Genomic DNA, 21,899 nt, shown 5'->3' with positions numbered 1-21,899 from the left:
TCGACTATAATTATTTATTATAAAGTTAAATAAATTATTTTACATAAATAAAGGTTTTGTATGGATTTTGTCTTTTTACCTTATTTAATCATAGGTATATTCTCTGGAATGACATCTGGAATATTTGGAATAGGAGGTGGAATGATTATCGTTCCATTTATGCTTACTTTAGGATTTAGTTCGCACCACGCAGTAGCTATTTCAGTAATACAAATGATTTTTGCCTCTATTTTTGGTTCTTATATCAACTATAAAAATAAAAATTTACTTTTAAAAGATGGATTAGTCATTGGATTTGGTGGTTTTATAGGGGCTATATTTAGTGGTATTTTACTTTCATATTTTTCAGATATTACTCTTACTAGTATATTTTTATGCGTTAGTATAGTTTTCTTTATGAAATTTGCATTTAATAAAAAAAATACCTTAAATATCACAAAATATTCTAATGTATTTAAAAATTTTATTTTATTTTTTAGTGGTATTTTTACTGGAATTTTTGCCATATCATTAGGTATTGGTGGCGGACTCTTAATCGCTCCAATTTTAGCTTATTTTTTAGGATATGATAGTAAAAAAGTTGTTCCTTTGAGCTTATTTTTTGTGATATTTGCTTCAATATCTGGAATTTTATCATTCATAAGACACGATATCATTGATAAAGAAATTTTAATTAATGGTAGTATGGTTGGCATTAGTTCAATGCTTGGAGTGTATTTAGGAATTAAAATTATGGAAAAAATAAATATCAAATCTCATCACATAGCTTTATTATGCATATATACATTTTCTATTATTATGACAATTATAAGTTTAATGAAAAAAATCAATCTACTTTAATCTATCAGCAAATTTTTTTCTATTTGATGTATAAACAAAACTTAAAACTTCAGCTACAGCCTTAAAAAGTTCAGATGGTATAAGATCATTAACTTCGCAAGATTTATAAAGTTCTCTTGCTAAAGGTGGATTTTCATATATCATAACATTATATTCATAAGCCATATCCTTTATACGCAAAGCTAAAAAATCTACCCCTTTTGCTAAGACTTTAGGAGCAGATTCTTGCGAACTATCATAACGCAAAGCTACAGCATAATGCGTAGGATTTGTTATAACAACATCTGCACTCGCAACATCTTGCACCATTCTCCTTCTAGCAGCCTCCATTTGCAAACGACGAATTCGCCCCTTTACTAAAGGATCTCCTTCACTTTGTTTAAATTCATCTTTAACTTCTTGCTTACTCATTCTCAAATTTTTAAAATACTGATATCGCACCAATAATAAATCTAAAAAGCCTATAATCAAAAAAGCAATAATAACAATTGCAGCTAAGATAATAGCTTTATCTCTAAGCCACGAAAGTTGAAGATAAATGGTATAAAGCTCGACCCTAGGAAGTTCTTGCATAAATTTTAATAAAAATATAAAAGCGATACTAAATACCGTTCCAACTTTTAAAATAATTTTTAAAGCATCTATTATTTTTTTTAACGAAAAAAGGTTTTTTAAACCTTTTAAGGGATTAATCTTACTAAAATTTGGAGTTATAGGTTTAGTAGTAAATAAAAAACCAAATTGCAATAAATTTCCCATTACCCCAGCTATCATAATTGTTAAAACAATAGGAAAAACCATAATAATCATTTCAAGAATAGTCTTAATAACAATTCTTTCAAAAATTTTTACATCAAATTCTACTCCTATAAAACTTTGATAAAATCTATAAAGTCCTACAATCCTTTCACCTATGAAAGGTAAGGTAAAAATCACAACAACAATTGCTATAATCAAAACAACAACAGCAGAAGCATCTTGACTTTTTGGAACATTACCTTCTTGCCTGGCATCTTCTATCTTTTTAGACGTGGGTTCTTCTGTTTTTTCTTGATCATCAGCCACATTTAATCCTTAAATAAATGAGTTTAAAATATTCATAATTGTATTTAAATATTTATATTTGATTATTTGACTATAAAATCTTATAAAATAAATCCTTAAAAACAAAACTCAAATAATACTTTAAATATACTTATAGATAAAAAATTATTAGTTAAAATCGCTCTATCATTAAGTGCAAATGAGATACATCAAATAAATCATATTTTAAATTTATACAAATTACTCATAAAAATATCTTTTTTTAACTCTAACATACCTAAGATATTAAGCTAAAATTATTGCAAAGATTATTTAGATAGCAATTTTATAAGTATTAAATGAAAATATCAATAAACAATAGGCTATGTTACAAATTTATATTAAATATTTAAACTAAAAATTTTAATTAATAAGGATTTTATAAGAATAATATAATTGCGGTGATACCTAAGATTTTTTAATCTTAGGTATTGTTTTATTATAGTTTATCTTGATTTTTTCCAAGATATTCAGCTACACCCTTAGGATCTGCTTTCATACCTTCATCACCTTTATTCCATCCAGCTGGACAAACTTCACCATGCTCATTAGTAAATAACATAGTATCAACCATTCTAATCATTTCATCAATATTTCTACCAAGTGGTAAGTCATTGATAACTGCGTGGCGAATTGTTCCATCAGCATCTAGCAAGAAAGATCCTCTTAAAGCAACAGCTTCATCAAATAATACATCAAAATTTCTAGCAATTTGTTTAGTTAAATCAGCAACTAAAGGAAATTTAACTTGACCTATACCACCTTGATTTACTGGCATATTTTTCCAAGCAAAATGTGAAAATTCATTATCACAAGAAACACCAATCACCTCAATACCTCTATCTTTAAAATCTTGATATCTTTTATCAAAAGCAATAATTTCAGAAGGGCAAACAAAAGTAAAATCTTTTGGATAAAAAAATACTACAGCACCTTTTTGACCTATATTTTTGTAAAGATTAAAATCTTCAACTATTTGATTATTTCCTAAAACAGCTGGTGCTGTAAAATCAATAGCTTTCTTAGTAACTATCATTATTTATGTCTCCTAACTAATAAATTTTATTTGTAAGAAAATAATATCACTTATAAATTTAAAAAAAAATTAATTGTTAAAATATAAGTGCCTTGCATTATTAATTATCAATAAATATAAGATTTTAAGAATAAATTTTAAACAATTTTGATAATCTTAAAGATGTAAAATTATTTTAAGGAGATAATTATGGCAGTTAAAATTACAGATATTTGTATATCTTGTGGATCTTGTATTGACGAATGTCCAGTTGGTGCTATCGTAGATGATGCAAATAATCCTGATGGAGAAGATAGATATTATGTATATGCTAATAAGTGCGTTGAATGCGTAAGTTTTAACGATGAGCCAGCCTGTGCAAGTGCTTGCCCTACTAGTGGATGTATCGTGTGGAGTGATGTTGCAAATGGCCAACCAAGTCGCGACACCATTGGAAGTGATTTAAGAGACGGAACAACTCCGGTATTTTCTTAAAAAATATATAAACGCTTTATGCGTTTATATAGCATTTAACTATACTTTTACACTTAAATTTATATAATTTTAAAAGTTTTTTTGATATACTTTCCTCCTCTTATTTTAAAGTTAAAAAAGATAATATTTTGTATTTTTGATACAAGGAGTAATTTTGGAAAAGACACTTTCTATCATAAAACCTGATGCGGTAAAAAAGGGCGTTATTGGTCAGATTTTAACTCGTTTTGAAAATAGCGGATTAAGAATAGCTGCTACTAAAAAAATTCAACTTTCCCAAAAGGAAGCTGAAAATTTTTATGCTATCCATAAAGATAGACCTTTTTTTAAAGATTTAGTTGAATTTATGATTAGTGGTCCGGTTGTTGTTTCAGTTTTAGAAGGTGAAAATGCTGTTTTGAAAAATAGAGAATTAATGGGTGCTACAAACCCTAAAGAAGCAGCTGCTGGGACGATTAGAGCTGATTTTGCAGATAGCATTGATGCAAATGCAGTTCATGGTAGCGATAGTTTAGAAAATGCTGAAATTGAAATAGGATTTTTCTTTTCAAAGACTGAAATTTTATAATGAAAATTCCATTTATAAAACTTAATGCTGTTGCTTATCCTTTCAAACTAGATCTTGACAATATAATTTTTGAAGGTTCAATTAAAAAAGAAAGTCAAAAACTAGCTCAAATTAATGCTAGTTTAAAAGGTTTTGTATATAGAAATTGCGATCGTTGCGGAGAAGAAATAGAGTTAAAAGTAAATGAAAAAATTAAACTTTATGCAAGCGATGGAATTTTTAAGGATAAAAATAATACTTTAAGTGATACGATGGAATTTTTTGATTCTCATATTGATTTGCTTGAACTAGCTCATAGTGAGTTGCAGTCATATTTGAGTGATTATTTTTATTGTGATAAGTGCTTATAAATTAACAAAGGAGTAAAAAATGGCAGTACCTAAAAGAAGAGTAAGTAAAACTCGTGCAGCAAAACGTAGAACTCATTATAAGGTTACACTACCAATGCCTATAAAGGATAAAGATGGTAGCTATAAAATGCCTCATCGTGCAAATCCAATTACCAAGGAATATTAAAAACGATGACTAACATTGCTATTGATGCAATGGGTGGAGATTTTGGGGAAAAACCTATCATAGAAGGTGTTATACAAGCTCTAAGAGAGAAAGAATTTAACGCTATTTTGGTGGGTAATCCTCAAAAACTTAAAACCTTAATTCCTAAAGAATTAGATAAATTTATTCAATATGAAGAAGCTTATGATGTTTTTGCTATGGATGAAAATTCAACCGATGCATTAAAAAGAAAAGATAGTAGCATATATAAGGCTATAGAATTAGTAAAAACACAAAAGGCACAAGCTGTGGTTTCTGCTGGACATAGTGGTGCAACTATGAGTTTAGCTACTTTAAGACTTGGGAGATTACCTAATGTTATAAGACCAGCTATTGCAACACTTATGCCAAATATTTATTCTAAAACACTAGTATTAGACGTTGGTGCCAATGTAGATTGCAAAAGCGAGCATTTGTTTCAATTTGCCATTATGGGTGAAGCTTATGCAAAAGAAATTCTAAATATTAAAAAACCAAAACTTGCACTATTGTCTAATGGTGAAGAGGAGTGCAAAGGCAATGAACTAACAAAAGAAACACACCAACTCTTAAAACGACTTCCAAATTTTATAGGAAATGCTGAAGGTAAAGATATTTTTAATGGTAGCATTGATGTTCTAATTTGCGATGGTTTTAATGGTAATATTTTACTTAAAACTGGAGAAGGTGTTGTTAGTGTTATTACAGAATTATTAAAACAAGAAATTCAAAAATCTTTTCTTGCAAAAATAGGATATCTCTTGGCAAAATCAGCTTTTAAAAAATTAAAAATTCGTATAGATTATGAAGAATATGGCGGAGCACCTCTCTTAGGTGTGAGAGAGTGTGTAATCATAAGTCATGGAAAAAGTGGTCCAAAAGCTATTAAAAATGCCATCTTTCAAGCTTTAAATTTTAGTCAATCTAATATAAATTCTGTTATAGAGAAAGAACTTTGCAACTATGAGACAAAATAAAGCTTCTCTTAAAAGTATAGCATCTTATATACCAGAGAGGATTCTTAGTAATTTTGATCTAGAAAAAATTGTAGAAACATCTAATGAATGGATCTTAAGAAGAACTGGTATCAAAGAAAGACGTATAGCAAATGACAATGAAAATACTAGTGATTTAGGCACTAAAGCTGCTATTCAAGCTATAAAAAGAGCAAATTTAACTCCTCAAGATATAGATGCTATTATAGTAGCTACCCTAAGTCCTGATTATTTTACTATGCCATCAACTGCATGTAAAATAGCTTCTAATTTAAATTTAAACAATATCACAGCATTTGATATTTCTGCTGCTTGTTCAGGTTTTATTTATTTGCTTGAGCTTGCAAAATCTCTAGTAGAAAGTGGTGCTAAAAATAATGTCTTAATTGTTGGAGCAGAAAAAATAAGTTCTATCATAGATTATACTGATAGAAGTACGTGTGTGTTATTTGGTGATGGAGCTGGTGCTGGAGTTGTTTCTTTAGATAATAATTTTCCTATTATAGATATACATACTGCAAGTGATGGAAACTTTGGCGATTTACTTATGACTCCAAGATCTCAAAAAAGTAGCATTTGCTCAACACTCTCTATGCAAATGAAAGGCAATGAAGTATTTAAAGTTGCTGTTAATACTCTAAGTAATGATGTAATTAGCATTCTTTCAAAAAATAATATTAAAAGCGAGGATATAAATCTTTTTATACCTCATCAAGCAAATCTAAGAATTATAAAAGCTGTTCAAGAAAAACTAAATTTCAAAGATGAACAATGTGTGCTCACAGTCCATAAATATGGAAATACTTCATCTGCTTCCATACCTATGGCTATGAATGATGCTTATGAAGATGGTAGATTAAAACAAGGTTCTTTAATCTTACTAGATGCTTTTGGAGGCGGATTTACTTGGGGATCTGCCTTGCTTAAATTTGGCGGAGAAAATAACAAATAATTTTGTTATTTTAACTGCTCAATCTGGTCTAAAATTGACTTCTTTGTTTTAGCATTTGGAGAATCTATACGGATATAAAATTCCACTCTATTATTTATTTCATCTCCCTTATTTTGAGTTAGTGGATGATTATCACCAAAACTTACAACTATTAACTGATTAGGATTAACTCCTTTACTTATCAAATAATCAGCCACAACTTGAGATCTCCTACTTGCAAGCTCAAAATTACGTTTAGAGTTTTTATCACTATTATCTGTATAGCCTCTTAATTCCACTTGTGCTTGAGGTGGCATTTTTATAATTACATCTGCAATATGCTTTAAAAAATCTTGCACATCAGTAGAATTAATTTCTATACTACCTCTAGTAAATTCTACTCTTGCAGGTAAATTTAAAACCACATTATTCTCTTTTTGATCTAATGCTGCTTTTAATTTCTCAATAGTTTCTTGTTGTGCAAGATTTAATTTTTTAAGCTTTTCTATCTCTTCTATATTAGCACTAGAAGGAGAGCTATATTTATAATGCGTCTCACTTTCCTTTTCTACAGGATTAGAAGCAGTAAATTCAAAAATCTTAACAAATTCTGTTTTTAATGCTTCAGTTTTAGCAGGATTGCTTTCTGATATAGCCCAAAGTGCGATAAAAAGAGCTAAAAGCAAACTTAAAAAATCTGCATACGGAACTGCCCACTTTTCACCTGCTGGACACTCTGGACATTTATGTTTTTTACCCATTTTTTATAACTCTTATTTGTCAAATTGTGAAATTTTAGGGTCATCATGACCTAAATAGTTAAATAATTTTGCTTCTAAATCTCTTGGATTTGCACCTTCAGCAATACTTACAATTGCTTGAGAAATTACAATTCTTTCTTTAATTAATTCGTGTGCATTTGCTCTCATTTTATTTCCCCAAGGACCAAATAATGCATAAGCACCAAATATACCAGTAACGGTTGCAGTAAATGCTCCTGCGATACCAGCAGCCATAGCTTGAGGATCATCTAGTAATTTTAATGCCAACATCAAACCCATAACCGCCCCAACAAGCCCCATTGTAGGACAAGTTTCACCAAATCTTATCCAATATTCTCCACATTCTTTATAATATTCTTCCATCTCTTCTATTTGAATTTCCATAGTTTCTTTAATTTCTTCTACACTCTTACCATCAACCATCATCATCATAGTTTCTTTTAAAAATTCATTATCTATTTCATTTGTCTTTGATTCAAGTGCTAAAAGCCCATCTCTTCTTGCTATTATGGAATATTCCACAAGTTCAGCTATTCTTTGACTTAAATTTACTCCTGCACCCTTAAATACTATTTTTAATTCTTTAAATGCTGCTTTTACAATCTTTTTATGTGTTGCAGTCATAGCACAAAATGCAGCCGTTGGCATAACTATTAAAAATGAACTAAGATGTATTACGTGAATTGGATTACCACCTTCTAAAATATCACCTATTGATATACTAGTGACCGCAAGAACCATACCAAGTATAGTTGAAAGATCCATTAATTCTCCCTTATTTTAAACTACCCCAATCTTTTGCTATATTTGATGAAGTTTTTAATTTGACTTTTAATTTTACAATATTTTCCATAACATCACTAGTATTTTTTATAAATTCTTTACACAACTCATCTTTTACTTCAAAAATTAATTCATCGTGAATTTGTAAAATTAAACGCTTATCTTCATCTAAAAATTTTGCAATTTGTATCATCGCTAATTTTATCACATCAGCGGCTGAACCTTGAAGTATAGAATTAATACTCTCTCTTTCATACATAGCAATTTGCATTGGTTTTGCATTGACAAAATCAAAATAACGCTTTCGCCCCAAAAGAGTCTTAATAAAACCATCTTGCTTTGCTTGATTTTTAATATTTTCAAAATAATTTTTAATACTACTAAAATTATCAAAATATTTTTCAATATATTCTTTAGCTAATTTAGCCTCAATCTTTAAATTTTGACTTAAAGTTTTATAACCCATACCATAAATAAGTCCAAAATTGATACTTTTAGCAATACTGCGTGTATTGTAATTACTAACTCCAAAAATCATTATGGCAGTTTTTGCGTGAATATCTTCATCATTTTCAAATGCCTCTAAAAGTTTAACATCTTCACTAAAATGTGCAAGCATTCTAAGTTCAATCTGAGAATAATCAAATGAAATAAAACTATAACCTAATTGAGATACAAAACATGATTTATAATCTTTTGCATATTGACCATGTGCTGGAATATTTTGTAAATTTGGATCTTTAGACGAAAGTCTTCCTGTAGCAGTGCCTGTCTGTAAAAAACTAGAATAAATCTTTGAATTTATATCATTTTTAGCAAGTTTTAATAAAGGTTCACAATATGTACCAACTAATTTAGCCAGCTCTCTATAGGCTAAAATCTCTTTAACAATAGGGTGAGTATCTATAATAGCACTTAAGACTTTTTCATCAGTAGAATAACCTGTCTTACTCTTTTTTCCACTTGGTAATTTTAATTTTTCAAATAAAATATCCCCCACTTGTTTAGGAGAGTTGATATTAAATTTCTCACCTGCTAAATTAAAAATCTTCTCACTTAAAATTTTGATATCTTGATTGAAGCTTTGCATTAATTTTTCAAGTTTTAAAGTGTCAAGTTTAATACCATTATTTTCCATCATTATTAAAACTTTGATAAATTCAAACTCATTATTTACAGCAAGATTAAATAATGATTTTTCTAAATTTTTTACAAAATAAAGATAAAATCGTAAAGTAATATAAGCATCTTCAGCAGCATACTCACACGCTTTTTCTAAATCTATGCTTGCAAAATTCTCACCTTTTTTTACTAAATTATCAAAATGTAATGTTTCATAATTAAATAATCTTTTAGCTAAATCATCCATATTAACTCGCAAACTAGGATTACTTAACCAAGCTAAAATCATAGTATCTGCATATTGTTTAGGTGGATTTATATTAAAATTATTTCTAATAATCTCAAAATCATATTTTAAATTATGTCCAACGACTACACTTTTATAAATTTTTTCTATAGCTACTTTTGCACTTGCTAAAGAAATTTGATTACCTACTCCCAAGTAATCATGAGCAAGTGGCACATAAAAAGCTTCACTTTCATACAAACAAAAGCTAAAACCAACAATCTTAGCTTTCTTAGTATTTAAACCAGTTGTTTCAGTATCAAAAGCAATAATACTTTGCGAATCAACTTTATCTAAAATTTTAAACAATTCCTTATCATCTAAAATTAAGCAAGCGTTAAAACCTAAATTTTTACCTTTATTTTGTGGATTAATACGTAGTTTTTTTAATAAAGTATTAAGTTCATAGTGTTTAAGTATATCCATAACTTCCAATAAAGGCTCATCTTGAGGATACATACAATCTTTCAACATATGCCCTACGCTCAAATCTTCATACAATGACGCTAATTTTTTGCTTAAAAAAGCATTATCTTTACCTTCTAAAAGCAATTTTTTACTTCTTTCATTACGTATTAATGCTAAATTGCTATAAATTCCTTCTATATTTTCAAATTCATCAAGTAAATTTTTAGCACCCTTTGCACCTATACCCTTTACACCAGGAATATTATCAGAACTATCACCACATAATGCTAAAAAATCTCTAATCTGTGAAGGTTTGACGCCATATTTTTCTAAACACCCAGCTTCATCATAATCATTTTTTGAAATAGGACTATAAATATTTACTTTTTTATCTTTAATCAATTGATATAAATCTTTATCTTGAGTGATAATTCTTATAAAGATATCTTTATCTTGACATTCTTTTACTAAAGACGCGATGATATCATCAGCCTCATAACCTTCACAAGAAAAACTAGCAAAACCCATTTTTTCAATCATTTTGATACAAACTGGAATTTGTTCTAATAATTCATCTGGAGGAGGTGTGCGATTAATTTTATAATTAGGATCAATTTCGCTTCTAAAAGTTTTTCCTTTGCTATCTAATGCAAAAATAATCATATCACTTGGATGTTCTTGTCTTAAAGTATAAATAAAATTTGCAAAACCACTTATCATATTACTTGGCTGACCTTTTGAATTTTTCAATCCTTTAAGGGCATAAAAAAGTCTAAAGAAAAATCCAAAAGTATCAACTATCGTTAAAGTTTTCATTATCTTCCAATCATTTAAAATAAATAATTATCACTAAAAATTATTTAAAAGTGGGTAAAAAATTTAAATAAAACTAGCCATAATAACTATACAAATATAACGACTCATCTTTCCTAAAGCTATAAAACAGCTTGTTTTTAAAGGAGAATATTTAACAAAACCTAAACCTAAAGCAAAAATATCTCCTATCAAAGGTAAAAAAGTTAAAAAAGCATATACAAATCCAAAACGATTAAAATTCGTATCAATCTTTTTCATTTTTTTTAAAGAAGAGCTAAAGTATTTTTCTAAAATTTTACTCTTACCAAAATATGCTAAAGAGTAAGTAGTCATACTTCCTAGAGTATTTGCAAAACTTGATATGAATAATACATAATAAATATTAAAATCCAATTTAACAAAAGCGATAACAAAAGCTTCACTTGCAAGTGGCAATAAAGTACTAGATAAAAAACATACTAAAAAAAGACCTACATAGCTTATATCATTATATAAAAATTCAAACATAAATTTTACTTATTTTCTACCATTTTATCCCACTATTATCAATGGTTTGAGAATAATACTTATAAAGTTCATCAACACGCTTTTTTATAAAATCAAAGCAAGATACGCTAACAAAATTAGAATATATACTACCTCCACCATTTGCCGTATAAACAAGTGCTTTATGTGCTTTTATATACTCTTCATAAGCATTTTGTAATTTAAGCCAGGCCCTTTGTTCTTCTAAAAGCATAGCTTTATTTTTTGAATCTAATTCATTTTTATATAAAGAATAATATTTATTAAGCAATTTATCATATTGTTCATAACCATAAAAATAAGCTAAATTTATTCCTTGTGTAGAAAAATCATAATCTTGCAAAAGTTCAATTGTATAATCAATTTTATAACAATCTAATATATATTCTTTTAAAACCTTATTTATATTTTGTGCATTTAATTCTTCTGATTTTATTTTGATACCTTTTTCATACTCTTTTTGAAGCATTTCAAATTTTTCTTTAGTTAGCCAATTAATTTTTGCTTCTAACAAATCAGTAGCGATACTAAAATTAAAAAATAAACTTATCATTCCCCATAAAATTAACAATCTTTTATATGTATTTATCATTATTTATCCTTATTTTTAAATTATTTATTATATTATTGCTCACTTAATTATTAATTATTTTATTATATAATAAAGACCTTGTTTAAAAATCTTTAAAGGAGCTATATGTCGTCTTTTTTATATATGCAAATATTTAAAAATTTAAACCATCATATCAATTTTTTGTCTTGGCGTTAAGCCTACTTCGCACATCTTTTATTTTCTTAATTTTATCTTGTTATCTAAGCTTTAGTTGATCGTAGTTGATCTAAAAATTGTATTTATTTTTAAGGAATAATTATGAAACAATATTATGGAAATTTTGGTGGTCAATTTGTACCAGATGAAATAAAAATCGCATTAAATGAAGTAGAAACGTCTTTTTTAAAATTTAAACAAGATAAGGAATTTAATAAAGAGTTAAAACAACTTTTAACAACTTACGTTGGACGACCTACTCCTTTGTATTATGCTAGCAATTTAAGCAAAATTTATGGACATGAAATTTACTTAAAAAGAGAAGATTTAACTCATACAGGAGCACATAAAATTAATAATGCTCTTGCACAAGCTTTAATGGCTAAAAAAATGAATAAAACAAAAATCATAGCAGAAACTGGAGCAGGACAACATGGAGTTGCTACAGCTACTGCAGCAGCACTTTTAGGACTTGAATGTGAAATTTTTATGGGTGCTATAGACGTTAAAAGACAAGCTTTAAATGTTTATAAAATGGAGCTTTTAGGAGCTAAAGTTCATTCCATAGAAAGTGGAAGTAAAACACTTAGCGATGCAGTTGATGGAGCTTTAAATTTTTGGGTTAAAAATACAAAAAATGTATTTTATGTAGTAGGTAGTGCTGTTGGACCTTACCCTTATCCACAAATTGTTACACATTTTCAAAGTATCATAGGAAAAGAATGCAAAATGCAACTTAAAAAATTAAATAAAAAAGTAGATTATATAATAGCTGCAGCTGGTGGTGGTAGTAATGCTGCGGGAATTTTTTATGAATTCTTAAAAGATGAAAAAGTAAAACTTATAGGAGTAGAAGCAGGTGGATTAGGTCAAGATACTCCTTATCATGCAGCAACCCTTACTAAAGGAAAATTAGGAATTATCCACGGAATGAAAACTAAAGTTTTACAAAATGAAAAAGGTGAAATTTCACACACATTTAGTATTTCTGCTGGACTTGATTATCCAGGAATTGGTCCTTTACATGCATATTTACAAGAAACTAAAAGAGCAAGTTACCACGCTATTAGTGATGATGAATGTATCAATGCTTTAAAACTATTATGCAAATGCGAAGGTATTATTCCGGCCATAGAAAGCTCTCACGCTTTAGCTTTTTTAGAGAAATTATGTCCTACTTTAACTAAAAAAAGTGTTATTGTTGTGAATCTTTCTGGTAGAGGTGATAAAGATATGCAAAGCATTTACGAATACAAAAAAGGAGAAATTTATGGTTAAACTTTTAAGTTTAACCATATTATTTTTATTTGCTATTATTTTTTAATTCCAAATTTAAATAATACCCTGTATAAGATTTAGTTTTTTTATGATTTTTAGCAAGTTCATTAACATTACCCTCAGCAATTATATTTCCACCTTTTATACCACCTTCTGGCCCCATATCAATGATATAATCAGCGTTTTTAATGACATCAAGATTATGTTCTATTATAAAAACACTATTTCCTAATTCAACTAAATGCTGCAAAACTATTATTAATTTATTTACATCTTCAAAATGAAGTCCTGTAGTAGGTTCATCTAAAATATAAAGAGTTTTTCCTGTATCACTTCTACTTAATTCTTTAGCTAATTTTATTCTTTGTGCCTCACCCCCACTTAAAGTGGTTGCATTTTGTCCTAAAGTAAGATAATCAAGTCCTACCTTAACCAAAGTATCTAATTTTTGTTTAATTTTTGGCACTGAAGCGAAAAAAATATTTGCCTCTACAATACTCATATTTAAAACATCTGCAATACTTTTACCCTTGTATTTAATCTCCAATGTAGCATCATTATATCTTTTACCTTGACAAACATCACAAACTACCATTACATCTGGCAAAAAATGCATTTCAATTTTTATTTCTCCATCGCCACTACACTTTTCACATCTGCCACCTTTAACATTAAAAGAAAATCTACCTATCTTGTATCCTCTTATTTTAGCCTCTTTTGTTGCAGCAAAAAGATTACGAATTTCATCCATAACACCTGTATATGTTGCAGGATTAGATCTTGGAGTTCTTCCTATAGGACTTTGATCAAGATAAATTACTTTATCAAGTTTTTCAAGACCTTCAATTTTCACACCACTTAATGTCTTAACCTTTCTAGCACGATTTAATTCCTCTTGAGCAAATGGCAATAAAGTTTGCAAAATAAGCGAACTCTTTCCACTACCTGATACTCCCGTAATAGCAACTAAATTATGCAAAGGAAATTTTACATCTAAATTATGGATATTGTTAATATTTACATTTTTTAAAAAAATAAAATCTTCTTGTTTTCTATTTTTTTGATGAGAAATTTGCTTCTTACCGCTCATATAAAGTGCAGTATGGCTATTGCATTTTAATAAATTTTTATAATCTCCACTAAAAACTACTTCTCCTCCAAATTTACCAGCATCTGGACCAATATCTACAATAAAATCAGCTTCCTCAATAGTCATCTTATCGTGCTCTACGACAATTAAAGTATTACCTTTTTGTTGCAAATTTCTTAAAGTTTTAATGAGCTTTTGCGTATCTCTTTCGTGCAAGCCTATACTAGGTTCATCTAATACATACATAACTCCACTTAATCCACTACCAATTTGTGAAGCAATACGAATTCTTTGTGCTTCACCACCACTAATAGTCCTTGCATCACGACCTAAAGATAAATAACCAAGCCCCACATCATATAAAAAAAATAATCTTTCATTAATTTCTTTAAAAATAGGTTTTGCTATAGTATGCTCTTGATCACTAAGATAAACAAAATTTTCTTCTTTAGAAAAAAATGCTGTAGTATTTTCTATACTCATATCTAAAATTTCACCTAAATTTTTATCAGCAACTTTTACCGCTAAGCTTTCAGCTCTTAAACGATGGCCTTTGCACTCTTTGCAAATTTTTTCACTCATATACTCATCTAAATCTTTTTCATCTTTTAGCATTTCATAAGCGTATTTAACCACTCCTTCAAACTTACGATTTAACCGATGTCTCTTCCATAAAAAACTAATCTCTTTTGCATTACCATAAAGCACTAAACGCTTTTCATCTTCACTTAATTGATTATAAGGAATTTTAGTCCTTATTTCATTTTGCTCACAAAAAGCCATTAAAAATTTATAATAATAACTTTTATTAAAACCATAAAATAATTTAATGGCACCTGATTCTAAATTTAAATCTTCATTAATCATTTTTTTCATATCTAGTGAATACCTTATACCAAGACCATCACAAGATGTGCAAGCCCCCTTAGGGGAATTAAAAGAAAAACTTAAAGGCTCAAGCAAAGGAAATGAAATTTTACAATTAAAACAAGCATTATGCTCACTATAATGAAAATGCTTGGGGATATCAAATTCTTCATTATTAATAACTTCTATCTCAATTTCACCAAAACTCTCATTTAAGCCTTTTTCGATATCACTAGCTAATCTTGCCAACACATCTTCTTGAATTTCTAGACGATCAATGACTAATTTAATAGTATGTTTTTTTGTTTTAGCTAAATCAATATCTTCATCTAAACGCGTTAGCACTCCATCAATTTGAGCTCGAATATAACCTTTGCTTACTAAATTTTCTAATAAATCAGCAAAACTTCCTTTTTTTTCTCTAATCAAAGGAGCATAAATAATAATTTTTGCACCCTTAGGAAATTTTAAAATTTCTCCAACTATATCAGCTGCACTCATAGATGAAATTTTTTGTCCGCATTGATGACAATATTGTATTCCAATTCTTGCATATAATAATCTCAAATAATCATAAATTTCAGTAATAGTTCCTACGGTTGAACGAGGATTTTTAGAAGTAGTTTTTTGATCAATTGCTATAGCTGGAGTTAAACCTTCAATTTTATCAACATTAGGCTTACCAATTTTATCTAAAAATTGTCTAGCATAAGCACTTAAACTTTCTATATAGCGACGTTGTCCTTCTGCATAAAGAGTACTAAAAGCTAAAGTTGATTTACCGCTACCACTTAAACCGGTAAAAACAATAAGTTTATTTTTTGGAAGATCTAAATTTATATTTTTAAGATTATTCTCTTTAGCACCAATTATGCTTATTTTATCATTCATCACATTACCTTAATATCAACTTTAAAGTCAATATTCTATCACAAGTATTTAATAAATACACAATATTTACTATTTATAAAAATACATATAATTTAAATAATTATAAAGCATAAAATACGATATACTAAAAATAAACAAAGGATTAAAATGAACATTGCAAATAAAATATTATGGTTTTTTGTAGCCATTATAGGTGCTTGTTGTTTTGGGGTATTAGCTCTTCAAAATGGTGAAAGTATTTCAGCAATTTATCTTATCATAGCAGCTTTGTGTATTTATACTATAGGGTATAGATTTTATGGAAGATTTATTGCCTATAAAGTATTGCAACTAAATAAAAATAGAGCAACACCAGCTGTAGTAAAAAACGATGGTTGTGATTTTGTTCCTACCAACAAAATAGTCCTTTTTGGCCATCATTTTGCCGCTATTGCTGGTGCTGGCCCTTTAGTTGGTCCTATACTTGCTGCACAAATGGGGTATTTACCATCTATGCTTTGGATTTTAATAGGTGGGGTATTAGCTGGTGCTGTGCATGATTTTGTTGTTTTATTTATCTCAACACGTCGCAATGGAAAATCTTTAGGAGAAATAATCAAAGATGAGCTTGGCAATTTTACAGGTGGAGTTGCTATGCTTGCTATTTTTGGAATTATGCTCATTATTATAGCGATCTTAGCGATGGTTGTTGTTAAAGCTCTAGCTGAATCTCCTTGGGGATTATTTACTATAGCTATGACTATACCTATTGCTATTTTTATGGGAATTTATATGAGATTTTTAAGACCAGGAAAAGTAGGCGAAGCTTCTATAGTAGGCTTTATACTTTTAATCCTTGCTATACATTATGGTAGCAAGATAGCAGCTGATCCTTACTGGGCTAGCATTTTTACGCTTAATGCTCCAACCTTAGCTCTTATAATGATGGCTTATGGCTTTATAGCTGCAATTTTACCAGTATGGTTTTTACTTGCTCCAAGAGATTATTTATCAACTTTTTTAAAAATTGGAGTAATTGTAGTTATGGCATTAGCTATTATTTTTGTAGCACCTAATTTACAAATGCCAAAAATCAATTATGAATATTTAGATGGTAGCGGACCTGTATTTGCTGGAGCTATTTTTCCGTTTTTATTTATCACTATTGCATGCGGTGCCATTAGTGGATTTCACGCTTTAATTTCAAGTGGAACCACCCCTAAAATGCTAGAAAATGAAACACACGCTTTAGCAGTTGGATATGGTTCTATGCTTATGGAAAGTGCTGTAGCAATTATGGCTTTAATTTGTGCTTGCATTTTACATCCTGGACTTTACTTTGCCATCAATTCTCCTGCTGCTATCATAGGCACTGACATTGTAAATGCAGTAACTACAATTTCTAATTGGGGATTTAAAATAACACCTGAAGAAATCTCTACCCTAACTGCTAATATAGGAGAACAAAACATACTTTCAAGGACTGGTGGAGCACCAACTTTTGCCGTAGGTGTAGCTTTAATTTTATATGAACTTTTTGGTGGTGCAAATTTAATGGGTTTTTGGTATCACTTTGCTATTTTATTTGAAGCTTTATTTATATTAACCGCAGTTGATGCTGGCACAAGAGCGTGCCGTTTTATGGTTCAAGATATACTTGGCAATATATATCAACCTCTAGGAAATATAAATAATACTTTTGCAGGAATTTTTGCAACCGCATTAAGTGTTAGCGGTTGGGGATATTTTCTTTATCAAGGAGCTATTGATCCAAAAGGCGGAATTTACTCATTATGGCCACTTTTTGGTGTAAGTAATCAAATGCTCGCTGGTATGGCTTTACTCTTAGCTAGTGCGATTTTATTTAAAATGGGTAAAGCTAAATACACTTGGGTAACTTTACTTCCTGCCACATTTGTTTTAATTGCAACATTTTATGGTGGAATTCAAAAAGTGCTTCCGTATAAAGAAGGTGATAAAGTGCATAATGCTATAAGTCATATAGCTGCTGTATATATTAATACTCAAAAAATAGAAGCTTTGCAATTAAAATTAAAACAAGAAATAAATCAAGCACAAATTGAACAAATTAAAAAAGATTTAAAATTAGCTTTACAAGCTAAAACTTCAAATCTTATAAACGCAATACTTTGCGTGTTCTTTATGATTACAACCTTATTAGTTATACTTTCTTGTTTAGGAATTTTTACTAGAAAATTAAATATTCCTTTAAAAGAAAGTCCCTATATAGCATTAAAAAAGGAAAAACTATGCTAAAAACATTAAAACAATGGTATGAAAAATCTGAAAGATTTTTTCATCCTTTAGTTGGAGTTGCAAGTTATGATAAATACCTTGAGCATATGAGAAAAAAGCATCCTCAAGCACCTTGTAAATCAAGAAAAGATTTTTTTAAAGATTTTATTGAAAAAAAATACAATAACTTGGGAAAATGCTGATAACATAAAAAGAGTAAAGGTTTTTACTATACAAATATAGGTTTTTGATAAATTTTTATCAAAAACCTAAGCATTTTTTTTAGCAAAATCTTTCATAAATTCGCCTAAAATTTGAACTTTTTTAAAATCAATAGAATTATAAATGCTTGCACGAATTCCACCTAAAATTTTATGCCCTTTAAGACCTATCATTCCATTTTCTTCTGCTTCTTTTATAAAAATTGGTTCTAAATTTTTATCAGCTATATTAAAACTTATATTCATTAAAGATCTATCTTCTTTTTTAGCATAACCTTGATAAAAACCTCCACTTTGATCTATGATTTCATATAAAAATTTTGCTTTTTGTATATTTTTCTCATTAATTTTATCTAATCCACCTTGATTTAAAAGCCACTTCATCTCAAGATTAAACATATATATAGCAAAAGTTGCAGGGGTATTAAACATAGAATTATTTTCAACATAAACACTATATTTTAACATACTAGGTATATTTTTATTTTTACTACGCTCTATCATATCTTTTCGTATAAATGCACAAGCAAGTCCTGAAATTCCAGCATTCTTTTGCACTCCTCCAAAAAGCATAGCGATATTTGAAAAATCAAGTTTTTTAGAAAAAAAATCACTCGAAGCATCAACAATCAAAGGACTTTTAGTGATAGGATAATCATTATATTGAGTTCCATAAATAGTATTATTTGAACAAATATAAGCATAATCAGCTTCATCACTAAATTTAAATTGCGGAATACAATTAAATCCGCTATCCTCGCTACTTGCAATAATTTTAGTATTTATTCTTAAAATTTGTGCTTCCTTAATTGCTTTTTTTGTCCAAACTCCAGTATTTGCAAATTCACTAATACCACCTAAACTCAAATTCATAGGAATCATTGCAAATTGCAAGCTAGCACCACCTTGAAAAAATAATATTTCATAATCATCATTTAATTCATAAAGCTGTTTTGCTAACTTCATAGCTTCAAAATGCACTTCTTCAAAAATTTTTCCTCTATGAGATATTTCCATTATGGAAAAACCTTTTTGATGATAATTAAATAAATTTTCCTGTGCTTCTTTTAAAACCTCATCAGGTAAATTTGAAGGACCCGCACTAAAATTTATCACTCTCATCTTATCTCCTTTATAGTATTTTTGCTTTTTTACTTTTATCCATTGAATAAAGCTCTACAATATCTCCTTTTTTAAGCTCTTCTAATGAAATATTTTTACCATTTTTTTGCAAATTAATTAAATTCTTGCTCTTTTCAAAAAAAGACTTATGCTGATTTAAAAGCTTTTGAATATTACTTAATCGATTATCATAGTTTAATACTTTCATTTTTACAAGATAATCGCATTGATTTTTAATAGCCAATAATTGTTGTTTTTTCAAAGAAAATATATTTTCTAAAGATCTTGCTTTTGCTAAATTATTTAAAAAAAATATTTTATTCTCATATATCTTTAAAAAATTTAAAATTTGAGTTTTTAATTTTGTTTCAATTTCATCAAGAGTTTGTATTAAAGTTATTTTAGATGGAAAAATCATATCTATAGCAGCACTTGGAGTTGGTGCTCTAACATCTGCTACAAAATCACTAATCACATAATCAATCTCATGGCCAATAGCAGAAACAATTGGGATATTTAAAGAATATATATATCTAGCTAATTCTTCATCATTAAAACAAAATAAATCCTCCCTACTTCCACCACCTCTAGCTAAAATAATAACATCAAAATTATCTTTTTTAGCTTTTTCTAGTGCTTTAATTAAAGAACTTGGAGCATTTTGACCTTGAGTAAGAGCATTAAAAATACTAATTTTACAAAGATTATATCCTTTATACTCGATAAGTTTTAACATATCTTGCAAAGCCGCCGAAGTTACAGAAGTGATAATTGCTATTTTTTTTGGATAATTTTTTATACTTTTTTTTACGCTTTGATCAAACAATCCTTCTTTTTCAAGCTTATCTTTAAGTGCTAAAAATTTAGCTTCTAAATCTCCAAAATTTGTTTTTTGCATACTTTTAGCTATAAATTGATATCTTCCACTAGTTTCATATAAACTTACATAACCTCTTAAATCAAGCATATCTCCAATTTTTGGTTTAGCTTTGATAGATTGATTATAACCTTTAAACATCACACAAGATATACTTGATTTTTCATCTTTTAAATCAAAATACCAATGTCCAGAAGTATGTATAGTGATTTTGGAAAGCTCTCCGCTTAATTCTACATCGTCTAAATGAATTTCTAATAAGCTTTTAGCTTTTAAATTAAGTTCTGTAACTTTCATTTTTTTCTTGCAATAAATTCAGAACAAATGCCACAACTAAAACTTTTATATTCTAGCATTTGAAAATACTCACTCAACTCATCTATAAAATCTTCTTTAGATAAGAAATTTTCAATAGAATTAGGTAAATACTCATAAGCACTATAATTTTTACTAATAAATCCACCAACTTTAGGTAAAATATTTTTAAGATAAAAATCTCTACAATTTGCTATAAAACCACCTTGTTCTCTTTTAGTAAATTCAAGCACCAATAAAATACCATCTTTTTTTAAAACCCTTGAAAATTCTTTAATAGCTTCTTTACGATCTACCACATTACGAATTCCATAGCTAATACTTATAATATCTGCACTTTGGCTTTCCAAAGGAAGCTCTTGAGCTTTTGCCTGAATAAATTCAGCATTTATTTTCTTTCTAGCTACTTCAAGCATACCAATACTTGGATCAATACCTTTAATGCTAACAATTTCTTTATTCATTTTATTCGCTTGATTTTGCCATTCTATAATCATATCTCCCGTTCCACAAGCAACATCAACAATATCAAGCTGATTTTTTACATATTTAAATGCATTCAAACAAGCTTTTTTCCTCCAATTTACATCAGTGCCAAAACTTAAAATTCTATTTGCTTTATCGTATGTTGGAGCTATGTCATCAAACATCTTAACAATCTTTTCTTGTTTTTGCATTTTTCCTACCTATTTAGTTCTTTAATAACTCTATCAATCTTTTTAAGACTTTTATTTTTTTGATTAGATATTAATTTTTTATTTTTTGTTATAAGTTTTATTTTTTCTATGTTTTTATATATTTTAGAAAAATATTTAAAAATAAAATTTATTTTATCAAATTCTTTCAAATTATGTGGAGATTTTACGATACTCATCTTAAGAGAAGCAAATTCTTTTTTCATAATTGAAGTTATTAATTTTTGTAAATTTATATTTTCTTGCCTTTGAAAAAAATCACTATCATCTCTTAGTATAATTTCTAAATTAAATAAAAATTTTTTAACTTCTATATCATTTAATAGCAACTCAAAGGAGTCAGCATTTTCCAGTAA

General features: G+C 28.4%; 22 protein-coding genes. 10 read left to right on the top strand and 12 right to left on the bottom strand.

The features are described 5' to 3' along the window. Nucleotides 1-60 precede the first annotated feature (60 nt). On the top strand, nt 61-840 hold the full coding sequence (locus tag QZ429_RS01385; RefSeq protein ID WP_291949922.1) for a sulfite exporter TauE/SafE family protein: 780 nt from the start codon (nt 61-63) through the stop codon (nt 838-840). Here the strand turns inward: QZ429_RS01385 and flhB are convergent. Together flhB and QZ429_RS01375 are read right to left on the bottom strand one after the other, a co-directional pair. Then, a complete protein-coding gene (gene flhB, locus QZ429_RS01380; protein WP_291949919.1) occupies nt 832-1,905 on the bottom strand; it encodes a flagellar biosynthesis protein FlhB in 1,074 nt (357 codons plus the stop codon). The two genes, QZ429_RS01385 and flhB, sit on opposite strands and share 9 nt — an antisense overlap. Nucleotides 1,906-2,362: 457 nt before the next feature. Further along, nucleotides 2,363-2,959 carry a peroxiredoxin gene (locus tag QZ429_RS01375; RefSeq protein ID WP_291949916.1) on the bottom strand — a complete coding sequence of 199 codons (597 nt, stop codon included), beginning with the start codon at nt 2,957-2,959 and terminating at the stop codon, nt 2,363-2,365. Nucleotides 2,960-3,148: 189 nt separating this feature from the next. Between QZ429_RS01375 and QZ429_RS01370 the strand changes: the two genes are divergently transcribed. The 6 genes from QZ429_RS01370 (at nt 3,149) to QZ429_RS01345 (ending at nt 6,482) form a co-directional block, all read left to right on the top strand. Further along, nucleotides 3,149-3,433 carry a 4Fe-4S dicluster domain-containing protein gene (locus tag QZ429_RS01370; protein ID WP_291949913.1) on the top strand — a complete coding sequence of 95 codons (285 nt, stop codon included), beginning with the start codon at nt 3,149-3,151 and terminating at the stop codon, nt 3,431-3,433. 154 nt (nt 3,434-3,587) lie between these two features. Continuing rightward, nucleotides 3,588-4,001 (top strand): nucleoside-diphosphate kinase, encoded by a 414-nt coding sequence (ndk, locus tag QZ429_RS01365; RefSeq protein WP_291949910.1) that lies wholly within the window; start codon nt 3,588-3,590, stop codon nt 3,999-4,001. After that, nucleotides 4,001-4,351, top strand: coding sequence for a hypothetical protein (locus QZ429_RS01360; RefSeq protein WP_291949907.1), 351 nt, complete (start codon nt 4,001-4,003; stop codon nt 4,349-4,351). The genes ndk and QZ429_RS01360 overlap by 1 nt, the downstream gene beginning before the upstream one ends. A gap of 19 nt (nt 4,352-4,370) precedes the next feature. Then, nucleotides 4,371-4,517: a 50S ribosomal protein L32 gene (gene rpmF, locus QZ429_RS01355; protein WP_291949904.1), complete on the top strand. Its 147-nt coding sequence runs from the start codon at nt 4,371-4,373 to the stop codon at nt 4,515-4,517. 5 nt (nt 4,518-4,522) lie between these two features. Next, entirely contained in the window at nt 4,523-5,512 is a 990-nt protein-coding gene (plsX, locus tag QZ429_RS01350) for a phosphate acyltransferase PlsX (RefSeq protein WP_291949901.1), read from the top strand. Beyond that, nucleotides 5,499-6,482: a beta-ketoacyl-ACP synthase III gene (locus tag QZ429_RS01345; protein ID WP_291949898.1), complete on the top strand. Its 984-nt coding sequence runs from the start codon at nt 5,499-5,501 to the stop codon at nt 6,480-6,482. The genes plsX and QZ429_RS01345 overlap by 14 nt, the downstream gene beginning before the upstream one ends. 5 nt (nt 6,483-6,487) lie before the next feature. Here the strand turns inward: QZ429_RS01345 and motB are convergent, their stop codons facing one another. From motB to QZ429_RS01320, 5 genes are all read right to left on the bottom strand, one after another. After that, nucleotides 6,488-7,222 (bottom strand): flagellar motor protein MotB, encoded by a 735-nt coding sequence (gene motB, locus QZ429_RS01340; protein ID WP_291949895.1) that lies wholly within the window; start codon nt 7,220-7,222, stop codon nt 6,488-6,490. A 12-nt stretch (nt 7,223-7,234) separates the two neighbouring features. Next, nucleotides 7,235-8,008: a flagellar motor stator protein MotA gene (gene motA / locus QZ429_RS01335; RefSeq protein WP_291949893.1), complete on the bottom strand. Its 774-nt coding sequence runs from the start codon at nt 8,006-8,008 to the stop codon at nt 7,235-7,237. 10 nt (nt 8,009-8,018) lie between these two features. Next, nucleotides 8,019-10,658 (bottom strand): DNA polymerase I, encoded by a 2,640-nt coding sequence (gene polA / locus QZ429_RS01330; protein ID WP_291949890.1) that lies wholly within the window; start codon nt 10,656-10,658, stop codon nt 8,019-8,021. Between the two features lie 63 nt (nt 10,659-10,721). Continuing rightward, nucleotides 10,722-11,165, bottom strand: coding sequence for a YqaA family protein (locus tag QZ429_RS01325; protein ID WP_291949887.1), 444 nt, complete (start codon nt 11,163-11,165; stop codon nt 10,722-10,724). Between the two features lie 16 nt (nt 11,166-11,181). After that, complete coding sequence (locus QZ429_RS01320) at nt 11,182-11,775, bottom strand: lysozyme inhibitor LprI family protein (protein WP_291949884.1); 594 nt, start codon at nt 11,773-11,775, stop codon at nt 11,182-11,184. Nucleotides 11,776-12,051: 276 nt separating this feature from the next. Here QZ429_RS01320 and trpB point away from each other — a divergent pair, with 276 nt between their 5' ends. Further along, nucleotides 12,052-13,230 carry a tryptophan synthase subunit beta gene (trpB, locus tag QZ429_RS01315; protein ID WP_291950103.1) on the top strand — a complete coding sequence of 393 codons (1,179 nt, stop codon included), beginning with the start codon at nt 12,052-12,054 and terminating at the stop codon, nt 13,228-13,230. Between the two features lie 25 nt (nt 13,231-13,255). Here the strand turns inward: trpB and uvrA are convergent, their stop codons facing one another. Further along, the gene (uvrA, locus tag QZ429_RS01310; RefSeq protein ID WP_291949881.1) at nt 13,256-16,078 is read right to left on the bottom strand and encodes an excinuclease ABC subunit UvrA; all 2,823 of its coding nucleotides are present in this window, start codon (nt 16,076-16,078) and stop codon (nt 13,256-13,258) included. Nucleotides 16,079-16,225: 147 nt separating this feature from the next. On the opposite strand from uvrA, the gene QZ429_RS01305 reads away from it, so the two are divergent. Further along, entirely contained in the window at nt 16,226-18,334 is a 2,109-nt protein-coding gene (locus QZ429_RS01305) for a carbon starvation CstA family protein (RefSeq protein WP_291949878.1), read from the top strand. Beyond that, nucleotides 18,328-18,516, top strand: a complete 189-nt coding sequence (gene kcuS, locus QZ429_RS01300) for a KCU-star family selenoprotein (protein WP_291949875.1) — start codon at nt 18,328-18,330, stop codon at nt 18,514-18,516. The genes QZ429_RS01305 and kcuS overlap by 7 nt, the downstream gene beginning before the upstream one ends. A 66-nt stretch (nt 18,517-18,582) precedes the next feature. On the opposite strand, the gene serC is transcribed toward kcuS, so the two are convergent. The 4 genes from serC to QZ429_RS01280 all read right to left on the bottom strand — a co-directional run. Next, nucleotides 18,583-19,656 carry a phosphoserine transaminase gene (gene serC / locus QZ429_RS01295; RefSeq protein WP_291949872.1) on the bottom strand — a complete coding sequence of 358 codons (1,074 nt, stop codon included), beginning with the start codon at nt 19,654-19,656 and terminating at the stop codon, nt 18,583-18,585. A gap of 10 nt (nt 19,657-19,666) precedes the next feature. After that, nucleotides 19,667-20,830 carry an exodeoxyribonuclease VII large subunit gene (gene xseA, locus QZ429_RS01290; protein ID WP_291949869.1) on the bottom strand — a complete coding sequence of 388 codons (1,164 nt, stop codon included), beginning with the start codon at nt 20,828-20,830 and terminating at the stop codon, nt 19,667-19,669. Continuing rightward, complete coding sequence (gene ubiE / locus QZ429_RS01285; protein ID WP_291949866.1) at nt 20,827-21,525, bottom strand: bifunctional demethylmenaquinone methyltransferase/2-methoxy-6-polyprenyl-1,4-benzoquinol methylase UbiE; 699 nt, start codon at nt 21,523-21,525, stop codon at nt 20,827-20,829. The genes xseA and ubiE overlap by 4 nt, the downstream gene beginning before the upstream one ends. Nucleotides 21,526-21,530: 5 nt before the next feature. Beyond that, a partial coding sequence (locus QZ429_RS01280) for a hypothetical protein (protein ID WP_291949863.1) occupies nt 21,531-21,899 on the bottom strand: 369 nt, incomplete at its 5' end.

Source organism: Campylobacter sp. (genome assembly GCF_020024835.1).
Lineage (GTDB): Bacteria > Campylobacterota > Campylobacteria > Campylobacterales > Campylobacteraceae > Campylobacter_D.
Note: the sequence above shows the minus strand (reverse complement) of the source record. Positions and strands in the feature narration are given on the sequence as shown.